Source organism: Shewanella mytili (assembly GCF_046765975.1).
In the GTDB taxonomy this organism is placed as follows: Bacteria; Pseudomonadota; Gammaproteobacteria; order Enterobacterales; family Shewanellaceae; genus Shewanella; species Shewanella mytili.
This window is the reverse complement of the sequence record NZ_JBKOUD010000005.1, coordinates 78,067-102,292: the sequence shown is the minus strand read 5'-3', so window position 1 is coordinate 102,292 and position 24,226 is coordinate 78,067. Positions and strand designations below refer to the sequence as shown.

The 24,226-nt window shown below is 50.8% G+C and carries 19 protein-coding genes; 7 read left to right on the top strand and 12 right to left on the bottom strand.

Annotated features, from left to right (window positions below):
• The first annotated feature begins 141 nt into the window (after positions 1–141).
• Complete coding sequence (mltF, locus tag ACIDEJ_RS07115) at positions 142–1,593, top strand: membrane-bound lytic murein transglycosylase MltF (RefSeq protein WP_411987395.1); 1,452 nt, start codon at positions 142–144, stop codon at positions 1,591–1,593.
• Positions 1,594–1,792: 199 nt separating this feature from the next.
• Here the strand turns inward: mltF and tadA are convergent, their stop codons facing one another.
• Positions 1,793–2,299, bottom strand: a complete 507-nt coding sequence (gene tadA, locus ACIDEJ_RS07110) for a tRNA adenosine(34) deaminase TadA (RefSeq protein ID WP_411987394.1) — start codon at positions 2,297–2,299, stop codon at positions 1,793–1,795.
• 328 nt (positions 2,300–2,627) lie between these two features.
• Here tadA and ACIDEJ_RS07105 point away from each other — a divergent pair, with 328 nt between their 5' ends.
• A complete protein-coding gene (locus ACIDEJ_RS07105; RefSeq protein WP_411987393.1) occupies positions 2,628–3,314 on the top strand; it encodes a hypothetical protein in 687 nt (228 codons plus the stop codon).
• A 111-nt stretch (positions 3,315–3,425) separates the two neighbouring features.
• Here the strand turns inward: ACIDEJ_RS07105 and ACIDEJ_RS07100 are convergent, their stop codons facing one another.
• Positions 3,426–3,938: a hypothetical protein gene (locus tag ACIDEJ_RS07100; RefSeq protein ID WP_411987392.1), complete on the bottom strand. Its 513-nt coding sequence runs from the start codon at positions 3,936–3,938 to the stop codon at positions 3,426–3,428.
• A gap of 662 nt (positions 3,939–4,600) precedes the next feature.
• Between ACIDEJ_RS07100 and ACIDEJ_RS07095 the strand changes: the two genes are divergently transcribed.
• Together ACIDEJ_RS07095 and ACIDEJ_RS07090 are read left to right on the top strand one after the other, a co-directional pair.
• Complete coding sequence (locus ACIDEJ_RS07095) at positions 4,601–5,146, top strand: hypothetical protein (protein ID WP_411987391.1); 546 nt, start codon at positions 4,601–4,603, stop codon at positions 5,144–5,146.
• A 78-nt stretch (positions 5,147–5,224) separates the two neighbouring features.
• The gene (locus ACIDEJ_RS07090) at positions 5,225–6,580 is read left to right on the top strand and encodes an AAA family ATPase (RefSeq protein WP_411987390.1); all 1,356 of its coding nucleotides are present in this window, start codon (positions 5,225–5,227) and stop codon (positions 6,578–6,580) included.
• 272 nt (positions 6,581–6,852) lie between these two features.
• Here the strand turns inward: ACIDEJ_RS07090 and guaA are convergent, their stop codons facing one another.
• Positions 6,853–8,430, bottom strand: a complete 1,578-nt coding sequence (guaA, locus tag ACIDEJ_RS07085; RefSeq protein WP_411987389.1) for a glutamine-hydrolyzing GMP synthase — start codon at positions 8,428–8,430, stop codon at positions 6,853–6,855.
• Positions 8,431–8,520: 90 nt separating this feature from the next.
• The gene (guaB, locus tag ACIDEJ_RS07080; protein ID WP_411987388.1) at positions 8,521–9,987 is read right to left on the bottom strand and encodes an IMP dehydrogenase; all 1,467 of its coding nucleotides are present in this window, start codon (positions 9,985–9,987) and stop codon (positions 8,521–8,523) included.
• 122 nt (positions 9,988–10,109) lie between these two features.
• Between guaB and xseA the strand changes: the two genes are divergently transcribed.
• The gene (gene xseA / locus ACIDEJ_RS07075) at positions 10,110–11,453 is read left to right on the top strand and encodes an exodeoxyribonuclease VII large subunit (protein ID WP_411987387.1); all 1,344 of its coding nucleotides are present in this window, start codon (positions 10,110–10,112) and stop codon (positions 11,451–11,453) included.
• A 146-nt stretch (positions 11,454–11,599) separates the two neighbouring features.
• Here xseA and sucD read toward each other — a convergent pair whose 3' ends face one another.
• From sucD to sdhC, 8 genes are all read right to left on the bottom strand, one after another.
• Positions 11,600–12,472 (bottom strand): succinate--CoA ligase subunit alpha, encoded by an 873-nt coding sequence (gene sucD, locus ACIDEJ_RS07070; RefSeq protein ID WP_411987386.1) that lies wholly within the window; start codon positions 12,470–12,472, stop codon positions 11,600–11,602.
• Positions 12,472–13,638, bottom strand: a complete 1,167-nt coding sequence (gene sucC / locus ACIDEJ_RS07065; RefSeq protein ID WP_411987385.1) for an ADP-forming succinate--CoA ligase subunit beta — start codon at positions 13,636–13,638, stop codon at positions 12,472–12,474. Before sucC ends, sucD begins: the two co-directional genes overlap by 1 nt.
• Positions 13,639–13,717: 79 nt before the next feature.
• Entirely contained in the window at positions 13,718–14,911 is a 1,194-nt protein-coding gene (gene odhB, locus ACIDEJ_RS07060; protein ID WP_411987384.1) for a 2-oxoglutarate dehydrogenase complex dihydrolipoyllysine-residue succinyltransferase, read from the bottom strand.
• 26 nt (positions 14,912–14,937) lie between these two features.
• The gene (sucA, locus tag ACIDEJ_RS07055; RefSeq protein WP_411987383.1) at positions 14,938–17,760 is read right to left on the bottom strand and encodes a 2-oxoglutarate dehydrogenase E1 component; all 2,823 of its coding nucleotides are present in this window, start codon (positions 17,758–17,760) and stop codon (positions 14,938–14,940) included.
• 189 nt (positions 17,761–17,949) lie between these two features.
• Complete coding sequence (locus ACIDEJ_RS07050) at positions 17,950–18,657, bottom strand: succinate dehydrogenase iron-sulfur subunit (protein WP_411987382.1); 708 nt, start codon at positions 18,655–18,657, stop codon at positions 17,950–17,952.
• Between the two features lie 12 nt (positions 18,658–18,669).
• Positions 18,670–20,439 carry a succinate dehydrogenase flavoprotein subunit gene (sdhA, locus tag ACIDEJ_RS07045; protein WP_411987381.1) on the bottom strand — a complete coding sequence of 590 codons (1,770 nt, stop codon included), beginning with the start codon at positions 20,437–20,439 and terminating at the stop codon, positions 18,670–18,672.
• Positions 20,440–20,787, bottom strand: coding sequence for a succinate dehydrogenase, hydrophobic membrane anchor protein (gene sdhD, locus ACIDEJ_RS07040; protein ID WP_411987380.1), 348 nt, complete (start codon positions 20,785–20,787; stop codon positions 20,440–20,442).
• A complete protein-coding gene (gene sdhC / locus ACIDEJ_RS07035; protein ID WP_411987379.1) occupies positions 20,781–21,176 on the bottom strand; it encodes a succinate dehydrogenase cytochrome b556 subunit in 396 nt (131 codons plus the stop codon). The genes sdhD and sdhC overlap by 7 nt, the downstream gene beginning before the upstream one ends.
• 409 nt (positions 21,177–21,585) lie before the next feature.
• Here sdhC and ACIDEJ_RS07030 point away from each other — a divergent pair, with 409 nt between their 5' ends.
• Both ACIDEJ_RS07030 and ACIDEJ_RS07025 read left to right on the top strand, forming a co-directional pair.
• Positions 21,586–22,872 (top strand): citrate synthase, encoded by a 1,287-nt coding sequence (locus ACIDEJ_RS07030; RefSeq protein WP_411987378.1) that lies wholly within the window; start codon positions 21,586–21,588, stop codon positions 22,870–22,872.
• 288 nt (positions 22,873–23,160) lie between these two features.
• Entirely contained in the window at positions 23,161–24,222 is a 1,062-nt protein-coding gene (locus ACIDEJ_RS07025) for an efflux RND transporter periplasmic adaptor subunit (protein ID WP_411987377.1), read from the top strand.
• Positions 24,223–24,226: the final 4 nt, after the last annotated feature.

Sequence of the window (24,226 nt, the reverse complement as noted above, 5' to 3'; positions counted from 1 at the left end):
AAACAACGCCATTCACGGACAAGGGAATAAGGCTGCCAACAAAGGCAACAGGCTGAAATATAGACGTAAATTATCCGGCAGTTCACTTTGCTGTCCATGTTGACTGATAACACCTGTTAAACGCTCAATTAGACAACACCCATGAAAAAACTGACTGCTGTATTCATCGCCCTGTTATGGCTGGCGGGTTGCCAAAAACCGCCGCCAATCGAGATGCCGCCGTCCACGCCCCGCTGGCAAACAGCGCCCCTGCGGGTAGGTACCCTCTACAGCCCGCAAATTTACGTCTCATCCCCACGGGGCGATAGCGGATTTGATTACGAGCTGGCCAGCCGTTTTGCAGATTTTTTGAATGTACCGCTGCACATCACCCCTTATGGCAATATCCAGGAGTTGTACCAGGCGCTCCAGCGCGATGAGATAGACCTGATTGCCGCAGGGCTTGGCGACACCTCGTCCCGGCGAGCGCAGTTTCGTTTAGGCCCGCCCCTTTATTATGTGGATCAACTGCTGGTATACCGGGAAGGCTCACCGCCGCCAGCGGATTTGTCCCAACTTGGCGCACCACTGGAAATTATTGCCAACTCGGCCTTTGTAGAAACCCTGCAAACATTGCAGGCACAATATCCCGCACTGCAATGGCACGAGGTGCAGGACAAAGACAACGAAGAGCTGCTCTCACAGATAGCCAACAATGAGTTGCCATATACCATCACCAATTCCACCACTCTGGAGATCACCCGCCGCTTTATGCCCGAGCTGCGCGCGGACAGGGTACTGAAAGCGCACCAAGCGGTGGTATGGCTGTTACCGCCCAATCACAGCGATAGCCTGATGAGTGCCCTGCTGCGCTTTTGGCATCAGGAAAAAAGTGACGGCACACTGGAGCACCTGGTGGAGAAATATTTCGGCCATGTAAAACGTTTTGATTACGTGGATACCCGCGCCTTTATCCGCGCCGTTAAAAACCGCCTGCCCCGGTACGAGCAATGGTTTAAAGACTACGCCGGCGAACTGGACTGGCGCAAACTGGCGGCCACCAGTTATCAGGAATCCCACTGGAACCCTCGCGCCCGCTCGCCCACCGGTGTGCGCGGCATGATGATGCTGACCATTCCCACCGCCCAGCAGCTGGGCGTGCAAGACCGGCTCGACCCGCAACAAAGCATTCGCGGCGGCGCGCAATATCTCGCCCAAATGCTGGAAACCCTGCCCGCATCCATCCCGTCGGAAGAACGCATGTGGTTTGCCTTGGCATCCTATAACGTGGGTTTTGGGCATGTGGAAGATGCCAGGGTACTGGCAGAAAGGCTCGGGAAAAATCCCAGTGCCTGGAAAGACGTGAAACAAGTGCTGCCATTACTGCAAAAGCGTAAATATTATCAAGCCACCAAGTACGGGTATGCCCGAGGCAGTGAAGCCGTGCAGTATGTGGACAATATCCGCCGCTATTACGACACGCTGGTATGGCTCGATAACCAGCAAAACCAGCCTGAACTGGCAGAGAACGACACCGACAACCGCGCCGCCATCCGTCCCGTACCGCCACAGTCTCCCGTGACGGAGCCTGAAACGGCAGTGCAACCTCACTGAGTTGCACGCAACATCAGGCCATATTCCTGATGGCGAAAACCCTCATAACCTGCTAAGTTGAATGCGAATTTACTGCCGGGATCCCCCATGAAAGCACTTTCTATCAATCGTAACGCCGCCCACAGACGCCGCCTTATCAAAAAAGTCCACCGTAAACGCATTTTTGCCAGAGAACGTTTATTCTCAGGTTTTTATTATACTAATCAGCATCATAATCATTACAGCTGCTTACTCTCAGCTGTTTCTTTTCCCGGCGACGACGACGAAAAAAACTGCTGAGGAGCTCCCCGCATTCAGCGGCCATTACGCCGCCAGTCACCAACACCTGATGATTGAATAATGGTTGCTGCAACAAATCCAATACGGAACCGGCCGCGCCGGTTTTAGGGTCGGCAGCGCCATACACCAAACGCCCTACCCGGCTGTGCACCATGGCACCGGCACACATGGCGCAAGGCTCCAGCGTCACATACAAGGTGGTATCCAGCAAACGATAATTTTGCAGGATTTGCCCGGCCTGGCGTAAACAAAGAATTTCTGCATGGGCACAAGGATCATGGCTGCCAATGGGTTGGTTGCGACCACTGGCAATCAACTGGTTATCCCTTACCAGCACGGCCCCTACCGGTACTTCACCGGCAGCTTCAGCCGCTTTTGCCAATAGCAAAGCCTGCTGCATCCAATAATCATCCTGTTGCACTGTCATAAGGTGTCTCATGGCGCCGATTAAACACAACAAAGGCGCGGGTGCGCCTCTTTTAATCTCTGGCCAATAACGCGGCCAGACGCTGATTTTAACATACCTTGTCCGCGAAACGCCTCCTCAATGACCGGACGAATTAAAGAAGATGACATTCCCGGTAATCCCCCCAGATACGCCATGTCACCGGTCATAAAAACCCCATGCCTAACGTTCAATTATTGAGCAAACAAAATGCCTGACGCATTTTGAATATCAAGGTCTTGTTTCTTAACGGAAACTAGGTTTAACTACGTCGAAAACATGATGGGTGTTCAAGTAATAAAGGTATGGCATGCGTTTTTTAAAACGAATTTTGACGGGTATTGGCAGTTTCATTGAGTACATTACTTGCAAACCTGTATTTTATATAATAATACTACCTTTTTTTCTCTTTACTTTATTCGTATATTTATATATCAGACCAACCCCGGGTGCTCATAACATTAAAGATCTGGAAACACCATATTCATTAAGAATTTCTCATTACGCTGCCCTAAACCAAAAAGGCTTGTGTAAAACCTACAAGAATTTTGTGAATGACTATGTCATATACCGGCAATCTGAACGTATGAAACGATTTCCGTATGATAAAAACATCCAATATTACATGAAAAGAAAGTTAAGCCATAAGAGCCAGTCATTATTAAATAACAGCTCATACGGCTATCTTTTCAGAAATGCCAAAGAAGCATTTGACACTGTCAAAGTGCGGCATTCTGATGTGGGTAATGACTATTACACCAAACAATTTATTGCATCTAACGTGACAGATAAAGATCGTTTCTTCTTGGATGTGATGACCTCTGGCAGTACCTATGGCGGGAAATATCAACCCGAGATATTTTCTACCATTGAATACAGCCGTTGCACCCGTTTAGAAAAACAGTTTGGTTTAATCGACAACCTCATCTATAAGGTTGAAAAGAAATATCATGAATTAATGTATAAATTCAAAGGCTGGTTAAACATAAGCCAGTAGTGCAAAACAATAACATCATTAAAAATGGCGAGCCATCAATGCATCATGTTTGATGGCTCGCATCATTTAAACGGTCAATTAGCATTGACCGATGTTCAATCACGCAAGATATTATTTCAACAAACTTGCTACCGTACTGATGGCATCAACCGCTTTCGAAGCTGTTTGAGTGGTATCCATAGCCTTACCCAACACACTATCATCCGCATACTTCTTCTGAATTAACACGGTCACTGAGCCGGATACTGGCTCCTCTGCCATAAAATCAACAAACTCTGCACCACTACCCAGAGCTAAATTGATGATAATCACATAGGTACAACGCACCTCATCCATGATTGTTGATGTTCTTAAGGTAACGGGTTTTGGCGATGTAAAACATTCATCATCAAAATCGCAAAGACGCAATAACTTGATGAGATCGCCCTGAGTGATGGTCGGCAGATTACTCAACATGGGCTTTGATGTAACATCACAAGTGCCCGCTTTGCATGTAATGGCAAACGCTGATGCATTACCAGAAAGGTACTGATTTACCCAGTCAATTTTTTTTGCATCCACAAATGTGGATTTTAAATTTTTCACTTGCTGATTAATGATGTTTTTAACTTTATTAGCCGTCATTAATATCCCTTTACCCGTATCGTAATTGTGTCAAACTCACGCTAATGAAACTGGCATATTGCCACAATATCCCATCATGTTGCCATCTCCAGCGGCAACGTGACAATAAAAAATGCAAGAAACCCGCCACGCCCAAAGCCGAGTACATCCTCGGCCAATTCACGCCAACACTCCCCGCCTGATATGACATCAGCGGTACAGGCTATTGCTCTAACCTGTCACACACTGTTGCCCCAATGTCACTGACCAAATCCATTGAGCCATTACACGTGAAGTGAAAATGAATTTTTGGCTAAATCGATCCCGAGAGTGATGGTATTCATAGTATGGCCTCATTTGGTGTCTACTCCGTAAGTATGACAACGGAGGAGAGGTGGAGCGTCCATACCATTAACAAGGCCCTGATAAGCAGTCCGGTTATCCAACCAGTAAAAATATTATTATTTTTTAATATCAGCAGTTTAAAGATTTGTTATCGTGAGATAGTGTGCGATATCCAGGGAGATAACAAGTATGCTCATTTTCATCGTAAATTTATCTGGACAAAATGGCGTAACTTGATAATTATTAAAACAATTCACATGCTCGCTTTACACTGGTCAGAGGTGCTAAATGAGCATTCTCATTATTAAAATGTTAAATTTTTCAGAGAGATTCGTGCGATGAATAAGAGGAAATTTCCGAACAAAGAGAGTCTGAAAAAATGGCTGATTTCTGCAACTGGCATTGTACTTACATCTGTTTCTCTGATGAGTGATGTTCAAGATTTGGAGTTTCAATTTTCAAATCCAAAGGCTCTGGTTACGGTGATGGAAGGAGCTCCTACTTATTTCCCTGACGGGCAATACATCATTACCTATTCCAACAGTTCAGATCTGGATTCTGATAATCTCGATTATTCAAAAATGGCAATGGTAATATCTCTTGAGGCAAAGTTGGCTAAATCGGATACATTAATTGGTGGTCTAAGACCATTACTTACTGCACTAGCCGACTTTGAATATTGCTGCACCATAGATCGAACCAATCCAGCCTACGTAACTGCAGGCATCTGGGTAGTAGAGCCTAGTAATCCCGCTGAACTTGAGAATTTGAAACAAGTTTTGCACGAAAATTCTGTATTTTATGCTTTTAACGATGGTTCTGGCTTTGTCACACTTAACAACGCAAGGATGGGTAACGGTGTGCAGAAGCTGGTCAAAATTTAACAAGCAAAGTCAGGGCGACGCCAAAAAGCGGCGCGCCTGCTTTGGGCGTTAGTGTACAAAGATAAGAATCGAGCAAATATGAAAATAATCGAAGTTAAGTGGAAAAACCATCCGGTATTAGGAGATTTACATTTAGATTTTTCTAATGTGTCTACACATAAACCTTACAGTACAATAGTGTTCGCTGGCGAAAATGGTACAGGTAAATCAACAATACTTGAGGAAATTAGTAATTTTCTTAACCTTGGCTCTTTTGAGTATTTTGAATATATATCTTATGTAACAGAGGTTGATAATAAGCTTTTTAAAGCAGTTCCAACTAATGATGGAACTACCCATGTCAATTTCTTTGATCTCATTGATGAAAATGAGCAACGAATCAAAATACGTGAAGATAGGTATAACAATAGAGTAAAGCTTGATGAAAACACTACGGATTTAAGACACTATGGTTGTGTTTATTCTAAAGCGAGAGCTGATTATAAAACCCAGAAGATATCAACCACAACAACAAGTTCTTTAGATAAAGAGAAGTACGATGTTGATGGCAACGATGATTTTACTTCTTTGAAACAGCTAATAGTTGATGTGGTTAATCAAGATAATAATAAATATGCAGAGATGAATAAGACTTTAGGAACATCACCTAAATCTTGGGGTGAGTTCTATCCAGAGTCAAATTTGTTCCGATTCAAGAACTCTTTTGATAATTTCTTTGAAAAATTAGAATACGAAAAAGTAACAGATATTGATTCGGAAAAAACTATTACTTTCCTAAAGAATGGGATTTCAATCCCTTTAGATGAGTTAAGTACAGGTGAAAAACAAATTGTGTTTAGAGGGATCTATCTTCTTCGCAATAGTAACTTGTTGTCAGGTTCTGCTATTTTGGTAGATGAGCCGGAGTTAAGTATGCACCCCAAATGGCAACAGAAGATATTAAACTATTATAAAGGATTATTTACAGAAAATGATTCACTCAAAGTACAGATGTTTTTTGCCACGCACTCTGATCATGTTATTAAAGAGGCATTATCTGACAAAGTTGATAATATAGTTATTACGCTGGAAGAAATAAATGGTATAATTCAAGTCAAAAAAATTGACTCGCCATCAGTTTTACCTTCTGTAACAAGTGCAGAAACAAATTATTTAGCTTTCGATATTACTTCTAATGACTATCACATTGAGCTTTATGGCTGGCTCCAAGATAAAGAATCCAAAAACAGTGTAAAATCATGCGATACATACATTAGATCTCATCCATGTTTTGATTTATCAAAGCATCAGAAAAGTTCTGGTTTCGGTTCAACTACATATGAAACGCTTCCTACATATATTCGAAATGCTATCCATCACCCAGACTCTGGGAATGTATTCACAGAAGATGAACTGAGAATTTCTACGGAGTTATTAATCGAATTATGTCGCTAAGTGTACACTAACAAGCATTTAAGAGTGATTCGCAACGCTTGGCGCTTTCGCTTCTCTCAAGTATAGCCAAGCGCCGCTCACACCTTAATGCGGCGTTAGTTGCCAACGAGGAAACGCAGCTTATACAGAATGTTTAGAGTTAAAGTCAGTGTGTTTTTGGTGGGATTACCGGATTACCAAAACATCAAGATCACCATAAAAAATGCCAGTCAGGCATACTGACTGGCATTTCCTTACGTTATCAAGAGCAGGTTAGCCGTTGATAACTTGGCCTATTCCCACTCAATGGTGGCGGGTGGTTTGCCGGAGATGTCGTAAACCACGCGGGAGATGCCGTCGATTTCATTGATGATGCGGTTGGATACCCGTCCCAGGAAATCATATGGCAGGTGTGCCCAGTGTGCGGTCATGAAATCGATGGTTTCCACTGCGCGCAGTGATACCACCCAATCGTATTTACGGCCGTCACCCATAACGCCCACGCTGCGTACCGGTAAGAATACGGTAAAGGCCTGGCTGACTTTCTGGTACAAGTCGGCTTTATGCAGCTCTTCAATGAAGATGGCATCCGCCCGGCGCAGCAAGTCGCAGTATTCTTTTTTCACTTCGCCAAGCACCCGCACGCCCAGACCGGGGCCGGGGAATGGATGGCGGAACAGCATGTCGTAGGGCAGGCCCAGTTCCAGGCCAATCCGGCGGACCTCGTCCTTGAACAGTTCCCGCAGCGGCTCTACCAGCCCCAATTCCATATCTTCCGGCAGGCCACCCACGTTGTGGTGAGACTTGATCACATGGGCTTTGCCGGTGGCGCTGCCTGCGGATTCAATCACATCCGGATAGATGGTGCCTTGGGCCAGCCATTTGGCATTGACCCGTTTTGAGGCTTCTTCATCGAAGATTTCCACAAATACGCGACCGATGATTTTGCGTTTGGCTTCCGGATCATCCACGCCTTTAAGGGCATCGAGGAAACGCGTTTCACCGTCTACGTGCACAATGTTCAGGCCGAAATGATCGCCGAACATTTCCAGCACTTGCTGTGCTTCGTTCAAGCGCAGCAGGCCGTTGTCCACGAACACGCAGGTCAGCTTGTTGCCAATGGCGCGGTGCAGCAGCATGGCGGTGACGGAGGAATCCACGCCACCAGAAAGGCCGAGAATGACTTCATCATCGCCCACCTGGGCTTTAATGCGTGCCACGGCATCTTCAATGATGGAGGCCGGTTGCCATTTGTTGTCGCACCCGCTGATATCCAGTACGAAATGCTCCAGAATGCGCTGTCCCTGACGGGTGTGGGTCACTTCCGGATGGAACTGTACGCCGTAAAATTGCTTGTCTTCGTTGGCCATGGCGGCAAACGGACAGGTATCGGTGCTGGCTACCGCCACAAAACCTTGCGGAATGGCGGCCACTTTGTCGCCATGACTCATCCAGACATCCAGCAGCGGTTTGCCGTCAGGGTTTACCGCATCCTGAATGTCACGGAACAAGGGGGAAGTTTGCAGCATTTCCACCTGGGCATAACCGAATTCACCTTCGCCGATGCCTTTGATCACCTTGCCGCCCAGCTGTTCACTCATGGTCTGCATGCCGTAGCAGATCCCCAATACGGGCACGCCCGCATTGAAGACGTATTCGGGGGCGCGGGGAGAGGCGGCTTCAGTCACACTTTCAGGGCCACCTGAAAGGATAATGCCGTTAGGGGCAAATTCCCGGATCTGCTGTTCGCTGACATCCCAGGCCCACAGTTCGCAATACACGCCGATTTCACGAATGCGGCGGGCAATCAACTGGGTGTACTGGGAGCCAAAATCCAGAATGAGTATCTTGTGCTCATGAATATTGCTCATGGAAAACCTTTATTTCTTGTGCAAATGCCGCCACAAGTGGCGACATGAAAGAAGACAACGGCAGCCACAAAGGCCGCCACTTAATTATTATCAGCCACGAACGTTGTAGTTCGGGGCTTCTTTGGTAATTGTCACATCATGCACGTGAGATTCGCCCATGCCGGCAGAGGTCACTTTCACGAATTGGGCTTTTTCGTTCAGCTCCTCGATGGTGGCGCAGCCTGTCAGCCCCATGCAAGAGCGCAGCCCGCCCATGTGCTGATGGATAAGCTCTTTGATTTTGCCTTTGTAAGGTACGCGGCCTTCAATACCTTCCGGTACCAGTTTGTCAGCGGCGTTATCGCTCTGGAAGTAACGGTCTGAAGAACCTTTGGACATGGCGCCCAAAGACCCCATGCCACGATAGGATTTGTAAGCACGCCCCTGGTAAAGTTCCACTTCGCCGGGAGCTTCATCGGTACCGGCAAACATGGAGCCTGCCATGATGCAGGATGCCCCGGCAGCCAGCGCCTTGGCCAAATCCCCGGAGTAACGGATACCGCCATCGGCAATTACCGGAATGCCCAAAGGTTTGACGGCTTCAACGGCATCAGATACGGCGGTGATTTGCGGTACACCAACGCCGGTCACGATGCGGGTGGTACAGATGGAGCCGGGGCCGATGCCCACTTTCACTGCGTTAACACCCGCTTCCACCAGGGCCAATGCCCCGTCGGCAGTGGCCACGTTACCGCCCACAATCTGGATGTCCGGATATTTGGCACGGGTTTCACGAATGCGCTGCAATACCCCTTCGGAGTGGCCGTGGGAAGAGTCAATCAGCAGTACGTCAGCGCCGGCTTTCACCAGTGCGTCAACACGCTCTTCGTTGCCGGCACCCGCGCCCACAGCGGCACCCACCCGCAAACGGCCCAATTCGTCTTTACAGGCGTTGGGTTTGCGCTCGGCCTTTTTAAAGTCTTTAACGGTGATGAGGCCTTTGAGTTTAAAGTCGTCATCCACTACCAGCACTTTTTCAATGCGGTTGCTGTGCATCAGTTTTTGTACCTGATCGTGCTTGGTGCCCTCTTTTACGGTTACCAGGCGCTCTTTTGGCGTCATCACTTCTTGCACGGTTTTGCTATGATCGGTCACGAAACGTACGTCACGACCGGTGATAATTCCCACCAATTCATTGGCTTCGGTGACTACCGGATAACCGGCAAAGCCATTGCGTTGAGTCAGCACGTGCAGTTCAGCGATGGTGGTAGATGGTGTGACGGTTACCGGATCGGCCACCACGCCAGCTTCATAGCTTTTCACTTTGCGCACTTCTTCGGCCTGAGCTTCAATGCTCATGTTTTTGTGGATAAAGCCAATACCGCCTTCTTGTGCCATGGCAATGGCCAGACGGGCTTCGGTTACAGTGTCCATGGCAGCGGACAGCAACGGAATATTAAGCTCAATCTTTTGGGTCAGCCGGGTTTTCAGGCTTGCGGTATTAGGGAGGACAGTGGAGTGCGCAGGTACCAGTAATACATCGTCAAAGGTAAGCGCTTCTTTAATTAAACGTAACATTTGCAACATCTCCCCTTAGGGTAGGAATCAAATAGAGGTGAAATATTGCGGCGGCATTATACCTTGCAAGCAAGAATGGGTAAATGGGAAAATAAGGAAAAATTCAGTCAGGAATGTGTTCCATGTCAACTGCCGAGCACCAAGTGTATACCGTCTCCCGCCTTAATGGTGAGGTAAGGCAACTGCTGGAAGGTGAATTTGGCCGTATCTGGCTTAATGGCGAAATTTCCAATTTTGCCAGCCCCTCCTCCGGCCACTGGTATCTGACCCTCAAAGACAGCCGCTCACAGATCCGCTGCGCCATGTTCCGCAGCCGCAACCAGCAAGTACGCTTTACGCCGGTCAATGGTCAGCAAGTGCTGGTGCGGGCCAATATCAGCGTGTACGAGCCACGGGGGGATTATCAGCTGATTATTGAAACCATGCTGCCCGCCGGTGACGGTGTGCTGGCCCAGCAATATGAAGTGCTGAAAATGAAACTGGCCGCAGCGGGGCTTTTTGCCAGCGACACCAAACGGGTGCTGCCGCGGCACATTCAGCGCATTGGGGTTATCACCTCCCCGACCGGCGCTGCCATTCGGGATGTGTTGCAGGTATTGGCGCGCCGCGACCCCGGCATTGAGGTGATTGTCTATCCGGCGGCGGTGCAGGGAGAACAGTCCCCAGGGCAGCTTGTCCGGGCGCTGGATCTGGCCAATGCCCGCCAAGAGGTGGATGTGCTGCTGTTGACCCGTGGCGGCGGCAGTCTGGAAGATCTCTGGAGCTTTAACAATGAAGCCCTGGCTTATGCCATTTTCAACAGCGAATTGCCGGTTGTCAGCGCCGTGGGCCATGAGGTGGATACCTGCATCAGTGACTATGTGGCCGATTTGCGGGCCCCCACCCCGTCGGCAGCCGCTGAAATGTTGTCCCGGGATGCGGGCGATAAACGCCAGCAGCTGCAAGCCCTGCGCGGGCGCTTATGGCAAAGCTGGCAGCATCGCCAGTTATTGCTGCGCCAGCGCCTGCAGGAATGGGATCATCGCTTGCAACGCCAGGATCCCCAGCGGCAGCTGCAACAGCTCAGCCAGCGGTTTGATGAACAGCAACTGCGTTTGGGCGCGGCCATCTTGCAGTTCATACAGCAAAAACAACAGCAAGGATTAAGCCTTAGCGGCAGGCTGAATGCCCAGCACCCCCAGCACCGCTTAACGCTGGAAAGCCGGCGCCTTGGCTATTTAAGCCAGCAACTGCAACAACAGATGCGGGGCAAACTGCAGCAAAGCCAGCAACGCATGGCCAACGCAAGCCATGGGCTGGAAAGTGTCAGCCCGTTAGCCACCCTCAGCCGGGGATACAGCATTACCAAAAATGCCAACGGCCAAGTTGTGGAAGATGCCCGTGAACTGCAACCGGGGCAGAAATTGCTCACCCAGCTCAAGCAGGGCAAGGTGGTGTCCTTGGTGGAAAAAGTGGAACTGCCCTAACCTTCATGACTGCCATGGCCGCCACAAGCCCCATGGTCTGCCCGAGATTCAAGCTAAAAAAATCCCCCGCTATCAAGCGAGGGATTTTCAGTCACGGGTATGGATGTTGCAAAATAAACTGAACGCAGGCCAGTTTATACAACCCCTTACCAGCCGGTTTTTTCACGCAGGGCTTTGCCGATATCGGCCAAAGAGCGCACGGTAGTCACACCGGCAGCTTCCAGTGCGGCAAATTTATCTGCCGCAGTGCCCTTACCACCGGCAATGATGGCGCCGGCATGGCCCATGCGCTTACCTGCCGGGGCGGTAACCCCTGCAATGTAAGACACAACAGGCTTGGTCACGTTAGCCTTGATATAGGCTGCCGCTTCTTCTTCCGCTGTACCGCCGATTTCACCAATCATGACGATGGCTTCGGTCAAGGGATCGTTCTGGAACATTTCCAGCACGTCGATGAAGTTGGTACCAGGGATTGGGTCGCCACCAATACCGACACAGGTAGACTGGCCAAAGCCTTCGTCAGTGGTCTGTTTTACCGCTTCATAGGTCAGTGTGCCTGAACGGGAAACAATCCCCACTTTACCGGCTTTATGAATGTGACCTGGCATGATGCCAATCTTACATTCATCCGGGGTGATAACCCCTGGGCAGTTAGGGCCAATCATGCGTACGCCGGTCTGCTCCAGTTTTACTTTCACCTGCAGCATGTCCAGTGTAGGGATGCCTTCAGTGATGCAGACAATCAGCTCAATACCGCTGTCGATGGCTTCCAGAATGGCGTCTTTACAAAAAGGCGCGGGTACGTAAATCACGGAGGCAGTGGCGCCAGTGGCCGCTACCGCGTCTTTTACGGTGTTGAATACCGGCAATCCCAGATGGGTGGTGCCGCCCTTGCCCGGAGATACCCCGCCAACCAGCTGCGTGCCATAGGCCAGCGCCTGTTCGGAGTGGAATGTCCCCTGACCGCCAGTGAAACCCTGACAGATTACCTTGGTATCTTTATTGACTAAAATCGACATTATTTGCCCTCCACAGCTTTAACCACTTGCTGAGCCGCGTCGGTCAGACTCTTAGCCGCAATAATGTCCAGACCGGATTCAGCCAGTACCTTGGCACCCAATTCGGCGTTGGTACCTTCCAGACGCACAACAACCGGTACGTTAACACCCACTTCTTTTACCGCACCGATGATGCCTTCGGCAATCATGTCGCAACGTACAATGCCGCCGAAAATGTTCACCAGTACCGCTTTTACGTGGCTGTCTGACAAAATGATCTTGAACGCTTCAGACACGCGCTCTTTGGTGGCACCGCCGCCCACGTCCAGGAAGTTGGCAGGTTTGCCGCCGTGCAGGTTAACGATGTCCATGGTGCCCATGGCCAGACCGGCACCGTTCACCATGCAACCTACGTTACCGTCCAGTGCCACGTAGTTCAGTTCAAACTTGGCGGCATGGGCTTCACGGGCGTCATCCTGTGACGGGTCATGCATGTCCTTGATTTTGGGCTGACGGAACAGCGCGTTGCTGTCGACGCCAATCTTGCCGTCAAGGCAATGCAGGTTGCCTTCAGAGGTGATCACCAATGGGTTGATTTCCAACAGGGCAAAGTCGTAATCCAGGAACATGGTTGCCAGCCCCATGAAAATCTTGGTGAACTGTTTTACCTGGGCTGAGTTCAACCCCAGTTTGAATGCCAGATCACGGCCCTGGAAAGGCTGTGGGCCGGTGATTGGGTCAATCACCGCTTTGTGGATAAGCTCCGGTGTTTCTTCGGCAACTTTTTCAATTTCCACGCCGCCTTCGGTAGAGGCCATGAACACTACGCGACGGGAAGCACGGTCAACCACCGCGCCCAGATACAGTTCGTTGGCAATATCGGTGCAGCTTTCCACCAAAATCTTGGCCACGGGCTGGCCTTTTTCATCAGTCTGGTAAGTGACCAGATTCTTGCCCAGCCATTTTTCGGCAAAGGCGCGTATCTCTTCTTTGTCTCCGGTTACTTTCACACCACCGGCCTTACCACGGCCACCGGCATGCACCTGACATTTCACGACCCACTTGTCGCCGCCAATGTGCCCTGCAGCTTCCACAGCTGCCTGAGGGGTATCGCAAGCGATACCTTCAGAGACTGGCAAACCATATTCAGCAAATAAGGCTTTTGCCTGATACTCATGCAAATTCATGATGATTTATCCGTTTACAACGTTTCAGTCCAGCTGGCCCGCTTGGGGCCAGCCACGAGATCACTGCCTGTATTCCCCCTTACAGGTCAAGCAGCAGACGGGTTGGGTCTTCCAGCAGATCCTTAATGGTCACCAGGAAACCGACTGACTCACGACCATCAATGATGCGGTGGTCATAGGAAAGAGCCAGGTACATCATGGGCAGGATTTCCACCTGACCATTTACAGCCATCGGCCGATCTTTGATCGCATGCATACCCAGAATCGCACTCTGTGGCAGGTTCAGGATAGGCGTAGACATCAGGGAACCGAACACACCACCATTGGTGATGGTGAAGTTGCCGCCCATCATGTCGTCGACTGTCAGCTTGCCGTCACGGCCTTTAATGGCCAGTTCGCGGATGGCTTTCTCCATATCTGCCAGCGTCATTGTATCGGTGTCACGCAGCACTGGGGTGACCAGTCCACGAGGGGTTGATACAGCAATGCTGACATCAAAATAGTTGTGGTAAGCCAGTTCATCACCGTCCAGCGAGGCGTTCACTTCCGGATAGCGCTTCAGCGCTTCGGTAACCGCTTTCACGTAGAAAGACATGAAGCCAAGGCGGATGCCGTGTTTTTTCTCAAACACGTCCTGGTATTTCTTGCGAATATCCATGATGGGCTTCATGTTGACCTCGTTAAAGGTGGTCAGCATGGCGGTGGAGTTTTTGGCTTCCAGCAAACGGGTGGCAATGGTTTTACGCAGACGAGTCATCGGCACGCGTTTTTCACTGCGATCACCCGCCAGTGCCACAGGGGCAGGCGCGGCAGCAGGTGCCGCTTTGGCGGCGGATTTCACAAAGGCTTCCACATCTTCCTTGGTGATGCGACCGCCCACACCTGTGCCTTTAATCTTGCTTGGGTCCACATTGTGTTCTGCCACCAAACGGCGCACAGAAGGACTCAAGGCATCGCTGCTTTCTTCTGCGTCAGGCGCTTCTTTGGCCGCACCGGCTTCAGCCTGTTCCTTGGTCAGTTCCTGACCTGCCACCACACCGGCAGTGAATTGTGCAATCACCTGCTCGGCCAGCACGGTGTCGCCTTCTTGTGCCAGCAATTCGCTGATGGCACCGTCTTCAGGTGCAACCACTTCCAGTACAACCTTATCGGTTTCGATGTCCACCAGATTCTGATCACGGGTCACCGCCTCACCGGGCTTCACATGCCAGGTGGCAATAGTCGCATCGGCTACGGATTCTGGCAGAACTGGTACCTTGATTTCGATACTCATGGAACGCTTTCCTTTTAAAAAATTTATTACTTCAAATTTAACGCGCTGACGATCAGAGATTCCTGCTGGTGTCGGTGCAGTTCAGGGTAACCACAGGCAGGTGCGGCTGACGCTTCACGACCGGCATAGCTGAGCTGTGCCCCTTTGGGGATGGCCATCCAGAAATGGTGCTGGCTGCAATACCAGGCGCCTTGGTTCTGCGGCTCTTCCTGACACCAGACAAAATCTTTCACATGCTGGTAAGCGGCCAGCACTTTGGCCATTTCTTCGTGAGGGAACGGATATAGCTGTTCGATACGGATGATGGCCACATTCTGGCATTCTTCTTTACGGCGGCGCTCCAGCAGTTCGTAATAGACTTTACCGCTACAGAAAACCACCCGCTCAACCTGTGCAGGATCCAGAGCGTCCACTTCGCCGATGACATTCTGGAAAGTGCCCTGTGCCAGCTCTTCCAGTGAAGAAACCGCCAGGGGATGACGCAGCAATGACTTGGGCGACATGACCACCAACGGACGACGCATGGGGCGCACCACCTGACGGCGCAGCATGTGGTACACCTGCGCGGGAGTGGACGGTACGCATACCTGCATGTTGTGGTTGGCACAAAGCTGCAGGAAGCGTTCCAGACGGGCACTGGAGTGTTCCGGCCCCTGGCCTTCATAGCCGTGAGGCAACAGCATGGTCAAGCCGCACAAACGGCCCCATTTCTGCTCGCCGGATGACAGGAACTGGTCAATCACCACCTGGGCGCAGTTGGCAAAGTCACCGAATTGGGCTTCCCAAATGCCCAAGCCTTCAGGCTCGGCAGTGGCATAACCGTATTCAAAGGCCAGTACCGAGGCTTCTGACAATACGGAGTCGTTGATGTCAAATGAGCCCTGTTTGTCCGCCACATTGCGCAGTGGCAGGTAGGTAGTGCCATCATTTTGATTATGCAGTACCGCATGGCGATGGAAGAAGGTGCCACGACCTGAGTCCTGACCACTGATCCGCACCCGTTTGCGCTGTTCCAAAATGGTGGCGTACGCCAGGGTTTCTGCCGCGCCCCAGTCCAGCGCCTTTTCACCTGCGGCCATGGTGCTGCGGTCTGTGTATATTTTGGCTACACGGGATTGCAGTTTGAAGCCTTCCGGCACGTAACTGATTTTGGCTGCCAGCTCTTTGAGGTGCTCAAGTGGCACGGCCGCTGCGTAGTCCTCATCCCATTCGTGATTCAGGTAAGGCGTCCAGTCCACGGTGTGCAGCGTCATGGGGCGCCATTCCTTGACCACGCAATCGCCTTTATCCAGCGCATCCCGGTAGTTGTTGACCATGGCGGTCACTTCTTCCGCGGAAATGCCCTGCTGGCTTATCAGCTGATCGGCGTAAATCTTGCGGGTGGTGGGATGTTTCTTGATTTGGCTGTACATCAGCGGCTGGGTGGCACTTGGCTCATCCGCCTCGTTATGGCCATGGCGACGATAACAGACCAAATCCACCAGGATGTCCCGCTTGAAGGTGTTACGGAAATCCACGGCCAGCTGGGCGATGAACGCCACGGCTTCCGGGTCGTCGGCATTCACATGGAAAATCGGCGCTTGCACCATTTTGGCGATATCGGTGGAGTATTCTGTAGAACGCACATCCTGATGATTGGAGGTGGTGAAGCCCACCTGGTTGTTCACCACGATGCGGATGGAGCCACCGACTTTATATGCCCGGGTCTGGGACATATTGAAGGTTTCCTGCACAATCCCCTGCCCGGTAATGGCCGAATCACCATGAATGGTGATCGGCATTACCTGCAAGCCGTCAGTGCAGCCTCGGCGATCCTGCCGTGCCCGAACCGAGCCCATGACCACCGGATTGACAATCTCCAGATGGGATGGGTTAAAGGCCAGCGCCAGATGCACGTTGCCCCCCGGGGTTTCAAAATCGGAGGAGAAGCCCTGGTGGTACTTCACGTCACCAGACCCCAGATTGTCATGATGCTTGCCGGCAAACTCGTCAAACAGCTCTGCCGGGCGCTTGCCCAGAATGTTCACCAGTACGTTGAGGCGACCACGGTGCGCCATGCCGATGACAATCTCTTTGGTGCCGGCATCCCCGGCACGGTAGATGATTTCCCGCAGCATGGGCACCAGGGTATCGCCGCCTTCCAGCGAGAAGCGCTTGGCGCCGGGGAACTTGGCCCCCAGGTATTTTTCCATGCCTTCTGCCGCATTCAGGCCATCCAGAATGCGGTGTTTCATGGCTTGGTCATAGCTGGCCTTACCGAGCGTGGGTTCCAGACGGTGCTGGATCCAGCGTTTTTCTTCGGTATCGGTAATGTGCATGTATTCAGCACCGATGGAGCCACAATAGGTGGCTTTCAGTGCTGCCAGCAAATCGGCCAGTTTCATGGTGTCGCCACCATGATCAAACGAGCCGGTATTGAATTCTCGTTGCATGTCCTCGGCAGTCAAGCCGTGGAATGCAGGGTCCAGTTCTGCCACGGTATCGCGCTTCCACAGACCCAGAGGGTCAAGGCGGGCGTTCTGATGGCCACGGAACCGATAAGCGTTAATGAGCTGCAAAACCTTAACCTGTTTCGCATCGACTTCAGGATCGGTTACCCGGGCGACGCCTTTGTGTCGTCCTTCCATAGCCAAAGCTCGGAAATAGTCGCGGATCTTGGAGTGGGTGGCTTCTGGTATGTCCGCAGACGTACCATTAACGGGAGGCAGGTTATCAAAGACGGCGCGCCAGTCTTCAGTGACTGACTCGGGGTCTTCCTGATAGGCTTCATACATCTCTTCTACATAGGTCGAGTTTGCCCCGTTCAGGTGAGAGGACTCGAGCCAAGCTTTCATGATGCCTTGGTGCATTTCTATTCCTTTCAATCTTGGTATACGTGCATTGCCTGATGTTTCATCAGATAAAGACCGCCAGAGAAATCTCCGTATTGCGCGGCAAGTTGTTGTCCCTTACATACAAAAGAGAGCCACCTCCTGCTCTTCAGGAAGTGACTCCAGACGAGCCTATTCATGTACGAATGATTGGCCGTCTCCTCGCATTTATACCGCCCGTTTCAACAACATGGACTTGATGTGACCAATGGCTTTGGTCGGGTTCAGCCCTTTAGGACAAACATCGACACAGTTCATGATGCCATGGCAACGGAATACGCTGTAAGCATCATCAAGTGCATCCAGGCGCTCTTCGGTTGCATTGTCGCGACTGTCAATCAGGAAGCGATAGGCATGCAACAAGCCGCTGGGGCCGATGAATTTGTCCGGGTTCCACCAGAATGACGGACAAGCGGTAGAACAGCAAGCACACATGATACACTCGTACAGACCATCCAAATGTGCGCGCTCCTGCGGAGATTGCAAGTGCTCCCGGATGGGCTGTTTGCCGTCATTGATAAGATAGGGCTTGATTTTTTCGTACTGCTTGTAGAACTGGGTCAAATCGACCACCAAATCACGCACTACCGGCATGCCGGGCAATGGCCGGATTTCCAGTTTCTTGCCGTTGAAGGAAGACACGTGGGTAATACAGGCCAAGCCGTTTTTACCGTTCAGGTTCATGCCATCGGAGCCGCAAACCCCTTCGCGGCATGAACGGCGAAACGCCAAGGACGGATCCTGCTCTTTCAGCTTCAACAGTACATCCAGTACCATCAAATCGGAACCGTCAGGAATTTCCAGGCTGTAATCCTGCATGTAGGGTTTGTTGTCCACATCAGGATTGTAACGATAAACTGCAATATCCAATTTCATCTGTACAACTCCTTAGTAGGTACGTTTCTTAGGTGGAAACGCTTCGCGGAACTTGGGTGCCATATTCACCGGACGACGGTTCATGCTCTCGCTGACCGGGTCAAACAGGCTGTGACACAACCAGTTGGCATCATCACGTTCCGGATAATCTTCACGGCTGTGGGCACCGCGGCTTTCGGTACGGTAGTTGGCCGCATAAGCCGAGGCAATGGCCGTAGCCATCAGATTATCGAGTTCCAGACATTCAATACGCTGAGTGTTGAATTCTTTGGAGTTGTCAGACAATTTGGCATTGGCCAGACGCTGGCGGATCTGCTGCAGCTCTTCCAGGCCTTCGGCCATGGCTTCACCGGTACGGAATACCGAGAAGTGCATCTGCATGCACATTTGCAAATCCTTGCGGATTTTGAAAGGGTCTTCCCCGTCTTTGTTGCTTTCCCAACGGTTGAGGCGATCCAGGGACTTGGCAATTTCCGCTTCGGTAGCGGCCAGAGGCGCTTCACCATCCTTGAGCACTTCGCCAAGATGATGCCCGGCGGCGCGACCAAAGACCACCAAGTCCAGCAGGGAGTTACCGCCCAAGCGGTTGGCACCGTGCACGGATACGCAGGCAATTTCCCCAACGGCAAACAGGCCTTTCACATCCTGCTCCACGCCGTCTTCATTGCGATGGATAACCTGTCCGGTCACGCGGGTAGGCACGCCGCCCATCATGTAATGGCAGGTAGGGATAACCGGAATTGGGCCGTCAGCCGGGTCGATATGGGCAAACGTACGGGAAAGTTCGCATACTCCGGGCAGGCGGGCTTCCAGGGTTTCCTTGCCCAGATGATCCAGTTTCAGTTTCAAGTGCGGGCCCAAATCGCCTTCAACACAACCGCGGCCTTCGCGGATTTCGGTCATCATGGCGCGGGCAACCACATCACGGGAGGCCAGGTCTTTGGCGTTGGGCGCATAACGTTCCATAAAACGCTCGCCGTCTTTATTCAGCAGGTAGCCGCCTTCACCACGGCAACCTTCCGTTACCAGCACCCCGGCGCCGGCAATGCCGGTGGGGTGGAACTGCCACATTTCCATGTCTTGCAGTTGTACGCCGGCGCGGGCAGCCATGCCCACACCATCACCGGTATTAATGTGTGCGTTGGTGGTCGACGCAAAAATGCGTCCGGCGCCACCGGTAGCCAATACGGTGGCTTTGGCCTTGAAATACACGATGTCACCGGTTTCAATTTCCAGCGCGGTACAGCCCACAATCACGCCTTCGGCATTTTTCACCAGATCCAGCGCATACCATTCTGAGAATACCTGGGTTTTGTTTTTTACGTTCTGCTGGTACAAACAGTGCAGCAAGGCATGGCCGGTACGGTCTGCAGCCGCGGCAGTACGTGCCGCCTGTTCACCGCCGAAATCCCTGGACTGGCCACCAAAAGGACGCTGATAAATCTTGCCGTTGTCAAAACGGGAAAAAGGCAGCCCCATGTGTTCCAGCTCAATGACCGCTTCAGGGCCGGTCTGGCACATGTACTCAATGGCATCCTGGTCACCGATAAAGTCAGACCCCTTGACGGTGTCATACATATGGTACTGCCAGTTGTCTTCGTGGGCGTTGCCCAGCGCTACCGTAATGCCCCCTTGGGCCGATACGGTATGAGAACGGGTTGGAAATACTTTAGACAACAGCGCACAGCTTTTGCCTTCCTTAGAAATCTGTAGTGCAGCGCGCATGCCGGCACCACCGGCACCAATTACCACTGCATCGAACTCGCGAACTGGAATAGCCACTTATACCCCCCAGACAATCAGGATGCCGGCTGCCAGATAAACCAAGGCAGTCACCACAAATACGAACTGCAATACACCGCGCAGCGAGACGTTTTTGACGTAATCGGTCAGCACCTGCCAGACACCAATCCAGGCATGGATTAACAGTGCAATCAAAGCCAGCAGCGTGAACACCTTCATGGGCAGGGTCGCAAACAGGCCATGCCATACGTCATAGGTGAGAGGAGAACTTACCGCCGCAAACACCACCAAGAAGATGGTATAAGCCGCCAGTATTACAGCGCTCGCGCGCAACATAATGAAATCATGAACGCCGCTGCGTCCGAAACTTGCTGCGTTGGTTACCATATCCACACTCCTGCCAATACAGATAAAACAATCGCCAGTACAAAAATTGCGTTGGCGGAGGCTTTACCGGATGCCAGCTCTTCCCAACGGCCGGTATCCATCACCAAGTGGCGCAAGCCGCCCAGCAGATGGTAACCAAGTACGGTGAGAATGCCCCACAAAATGAACTTCACCACGAAGCCATCCAACAGGGTCTGAACCTGGTTGAAGCTTTCGGCGGATTGTAGGGAAGCGTTGAGCAACCACAGCAAAATGCCGACAGCGAACAACATAATGACACCAGATACACGGTGGAGAATGGATGCGATTGCAGTCGCCGGAAAGCGAATGGTCTGCAAATCTAGATGGACAGGTCTTTGCTTTTTCACGTTCTGCTCACTCAGCTCCATTGAGCATTTTTGTTATATGAACTGATTTTGACAAAAAATCAGTTTGTGACGCAAGTCACGTTTTGACTTTTGCAAACGGACTGCTGTTTACAAACAGGTAACTAATTGACCCAATTCATATTTATGGAATATACAAAGAGAGATATAAGCGTCCTGTTTATAGCCCCCAAGGACCGCAGCAAGTATACTCGCCGTAAAAGTCAAATACAAACATCACATTCTGCAAATTTTATTTTTTCGGCATATTTTTACCGTAACCCATAGAGTTAACAGGGAAATTGGTCTTACCTATACCAATGTCTAACGGATTTAAACGCGTATTTAAATTGAAATGTGATCCAGATTACTTGTAAAGTAATGGCCGTTTGATAAGCCGCACTCACATTATTGAAGTTAAGGAGATTGGGGTATGGCTGATTTAAAAGCCAAATTGGAACTTCCAGGGAACGAATCAATAGAACTGCCAGTAAAACAAGGAACCGCTGGCTTCGATGTGATTGATATCAGTACATTGGGCAGTAAAGGTTACTTTACTTTCGACCCTGGCTTTCTTGCCACCGCCTCATGTGAATCAGCAATTACATTTATAGATGGTGACAAAGGCGTACTGCTGCACCGGGGATATCCCATCGAACAACTGGCCGTAGAGTCCAGTTATATGGATGTGTGTTACCTGCTGTTATACGGCGAGTTACCCAACAAGAGTCAGTACGAAAAGTTTGCCAAGACTGTCCGCAACCACACCATGGTGCATGAACAACTGGCATCTTTCTTCCGCGGTTTCCGTCGTGACGCTCACCCAATGGCCATGTTATGTGGGGTAACAGGTGCCTTGTCCTCTTTTTATCAGGACTCTCTGGATGTTGCCGATGCCCGTCACCGTGAAGTGGCTGCCTACCGGCTGGTATCCAAAATGCCGACCATTGCTGCCATGTGTTACAAATATTCCGTGGGGCAACCTTTCCAGTACCCTCGCAATGAACTGAGCTATGCCGGCAATTTCCTGCAGATGATGTTTGGTGTGCCTTGCGAAGAATACAAGGTGAACCCGATTGTGGAACGGGCCATGGATCGCATCTTCATTCTGCATGCGGATCATGAACAGAACGCGTCCACCTCCACTGTGCGCCTGGCCGGTTCATCCGGTGCCAATCCCTTTGCCTGTGTGGCGGCGGGTATCGCTTCCCTGTGGGGCCCTGCCCATGGCGGCGCTAACGAAGCCTGCCTGCGCATGCTGGAAGAGATTGGTTCCGTGGATCGCATTCCTGAATTCATTGAAAAAGCCAAAGACAAGAATGACCCATTCCGTCTGATGGGCTTTGGTCACCGGGTTTACAAGAACTTTGACCCTCGTGCCAAAGTGATGCGTGAAACCTGTCATGAAGTGCTCAGCGAACTGAAAATCGATGATCCGCTCATGGATGTTGCCATGGAGCTGGAACGCATTGCCCTTGAAGATGAATATTTCATCTCCAAGAAGCTGTATCCGAACGTGGATTTCTACTCCGGGATCATCATGAAGGCCATTGGCATTCCTAGCAGCATGTTCACCGTGATTTTTGCCCTCTCCCGCACTGTGGGTTGGGTATCACACTGGAAAGAGATGCTGGATCAACCCGGTCACAAGATCAGCCGGCCACGCCAGCTGTATACCGGTTACGCTTCCCGTGACTTTGTGGCACTGGACAAGCGTTAATTATCCCATGCCACTTTATTAAAGGCGCCTGATGGCGCCTTTATTATTTGATGCCCTTCCAACCTTTTTATCCCCTCTGCTCGTCTAATCTCACACGCCCTTGTACAAGAAACATACTGTTAACTGATTTAGCAAAATTCACCAATTAATAAACAGTTTCGCGACATTCCGAGGTAAATCTAGGCTTTTTCATCCAAAAATAAACATAACCAATTGTATTAAAACAATATTAATTTATGGCATCAGTTTTGCTTTAAGTGGTTTAGTCTGAATGATAAGGATTTTTCAATGAAATTTTCATCCACACACATAAGCGCTATTGCCGTTGCCGGCATCATGACACTCATGCTCAGCGGCTGCGGCGAAGAACAAACCACAAAAAAAGAAGAAGCCTTCGCCATACCGGTTGAGGTCACAACAGTCACAACAGGCCAGGTCTCCTCTTACTACAACACCACCGCCACACTGGAAGCCCCCGAAGAGGCCAATGTTGCCACCCGCATTGCCGGCGTCATCGAGCAGATTTACGTGGAAGAAGGTGACCGGGTGAAAAAAGGCCAGTTATTGGCACAAATTGATGCCCGCCAGCAGCGTTACCAGCTGGCGCACTCCGAAGCGGAGGTCAAAATCCTCTCCCAGGAGTTAGCCCGCTATCGCAAAATGAAAAATCCTGAATTCATCAGTGCCGACAGTGTCTCCAAACTGGAATACAGCCTGCAATCCGCCATTGCCCAGCGGGATCTGGCCGCCTTGCAGGTTACCGAGAGCGAAATCCGCTCCCCCATTGACGGAGTGATTGCCGGCCGCTTCATCAAGGAAGGCAATATGGCCAAAGAGTTTGATAAGCTGTTTTATGTAGTACAGCAAGACGAGCTTTACGGCATCATGCACTTGCCGGAGCAGCAGCTTGCCAGTTTGAAAACCGGTCAGGAAGCGCAGGTTTTTCGCAATAAAAACGATTATGCCGCCGCCAGCGTACTGAGAATAAGCCCGGTGATAGACAGCACCAGCGGCACCTTTAAGGTCACCCTGCTGGTACCCAACCACCAGCAACAGCTCAAGGCCGGCATGTTCACCCGGGTGCAGCTGAAATATGACACCCACAGCAATGTACTGGTGGTGCCCTACAATGCGGTGGTGAATCAGGATGACCGCCAGGCGCTGTACATCATCAAGGAAGGCAAGGCCCAGTACCGGGATGTCACACTGGGGTATCGCCAAAACGATCAGGTCGAAGTGATCAGCGGCATTAACCCCGGGGAACAGGTGGTCATTCGCGGCCAACATAACCTGAAAGACCAGTCATTGGTGGATGTTCTATCCCCATTAACCCTCACCGCCGCCAAATAACCCC